This is a genomic window from Pseudomonas sp. E45-MNA-CIBAN-0222, from assembly GCF_040310405.1.
Lineage (GTDB): Bacteria > Pseudomonadota > Gammaproteobacteria > Pseudomonadales > Pseudomonadaceae > Stutzerimonas > Stutzerimonas stutzeri_AC.
In genome coordinates this window covers 1-2,075 of the sequence record NZ_JBEOPU010000041.1, presented here as the reverse complement: position 1 = coordinate 2,075, position 2,075 = coordinate 1, and the positions used below count along the sequence as shown (strand labels likewise).

Here is a 2,075-nt window from a genome sequence, read left to right as displayed (position 1 = left end):
CGAATACCAGCAAGTGTCAGCACGGGAGACACACGGCGGGTGCTAACGTCCGTCGTGAAAAGGGAAACAACCCAGACCGTCAGCTAAGGTCCCAAAATCCTGGTTAAGTGGGAAACGATGTGGGAAGGCTTAGACAGCTAGGAGGTTGGCTTAGAAGCAGCCACCCTTTAAAGAAAGCGTAATAGCTCACTAGTCGAGTCGGCCTGCGCGGAAGATGTAACGGGGCTCAAACCAGGTACCGAAGCTACGGGTTCAACGCAAGTTGAGCGGTAGAGGAGCGTTCTGTAAGCCTGTGAAGGTCAATTGAGAAGTTGGCTGGAGGTATCAGAAGTGCGAATGCTGACATGAGTAACGACAATGCGAGTGAAAAACTCGCACGCCGAAAGACCAAGGGTTCCTGCGCAACGTTAATCGACGCAGGGTGAGTCGGTCCCTAAGGCGAGGCTGAAGAGCGTAGTCGATGGGAAACGGGTTAATATTCCCGTACTTCTAGTTACTGCGATGGGGGGACGGAGAAGGCTAGGCCAGCAAGGCGTTGGTTGTCCTTGTTTAAGGTGGTAGGCAGAGATCTTAGGTAAATCCGGGATCTTAATGCCGAGAGCTGATGACGAGCTTTCTTTTAGAAAGCGAAGTGGTTGATGCCATGCTTCCAGGAAAAGCCTCTAAGCTTCAGGTAACTAGGAACCGTACCCCAAACCGACACAGGTGGTTGGGTAGAGAATACCAAGGCGCTTGAGAGAACTCGGGTGAAGGAACTAGGCAAAATGGCACCGTAACTTCGGGAGAAGGTGCGCCGGTGAGGGTGAAGTATTTACTACGTAAGCCCATGCCGGTCGAAGATACCAGGCCGCTGCGACTGTTTATTAAAAACACAGCACTCTGCAAACACGAAAGTGGACGTATAGGGTGTGACGCCTGCCCGGTGCCGGAAGGTTAATTGATGGGGTTAGCGCAAGCGAAGCTCTTGATCGAAGCCCCGGTAAACGGCGGCCGTAACTATAACGGTCCTAAGGTAGCGAAATTCCTTGTCGGGTAAGTTCCGACCTGCACGAATGGCGTAACGATGGCGGCGCTGTCTCCACCCGAGACTCAGTGAAATTGAAATCGCTGTGAAGATGCAGTGTATCCGCGGCTAGACGGAAAGACCCCGTGAACCTTTACTATAGCTTTGCACTGGACTTTGAATTTGCTTGTGTAGGATAGGTGGGAGGCTTTGAAGCGTGGACGCCAGTTCGCGTGGAGCCAACCTTGAAATACCACCCTGGCAACTTTGAGGTTCTAACTCTGGTCCGTTATCCGGATCGAGGACAGTGTATGGTGGGTAGTTTGACTGGGGCGGTCTCCTCCTAAAGAGTAACGGAGGAGTACGAAGGTGCGCTCAGACCGGTCGGAAATCGGTCGTAGAGTATAAAGGCAAAAGCGCGCTTGACTGCGAGACAGACACGTCGAGCAGGTACGAAAGTAGGTCTTAGTGATCCGGTGGTTCTGTATGGAAGGGCCATCGCTCAACGGATAAAAGGTACTCCGGGGATAACAGGCTGATACCGCCCAAGAGTTCATATCGACGGCGGTGTTTGGCACCTCGATGTCGGCTCATCACATCCTGGGGCTGAAGCCGGTCCCAAGGGTATGGCTGTTCGCCATTTAAAGTGGTACGCGAGCTGGGTTTAGAACGTCGTGAGACAGTTCGGTCCCTATCTGCCGTGGACGTTTGAGATTTGAGAGGGGCTGCTCCTAGTACGAGAGGACCGGAGTGGACGAACCTCTGGTGTTCCGGTTGTCACGCCAGTGGCATTGCCGGGTAGCTACGTTCGGAAGAGATAACCGCTGAAAGCATCTAAGCGGGAAACTTGCCTCAAGATGAGATCTCACTGGAGCCTTGAGCTCCCTGAAGGGCCGTCGAAGACTACGACGTTGATAGGTTGGGTGTGTAAGCGCTGTGAGGCGTTGAGCTAACCAATACTAATTGCCCGTGAGGCTTGACCATATAACACCCAAACAATTTGATGTTTGCGTGTCAGACGGTTGAAGTCGACAAACAAACCGAAAAGACGCAACGCTCGCAAAGCGAAAGC

The 2,075-nt window shown here is 52.8% G+C and carries 1 rRNA gene; it reads left to right on the top strand.

Annotated features, from left to right (window positions below):
- Positions 1–1,987: ribosomal RNA gene (locus tag AAEZ08_RS22660) — 23S ribosomal RNA — on the top strand; the annotation flags it as partial.
- Positions 1,988–2,075: the final 88 nt, after the last annotated feature.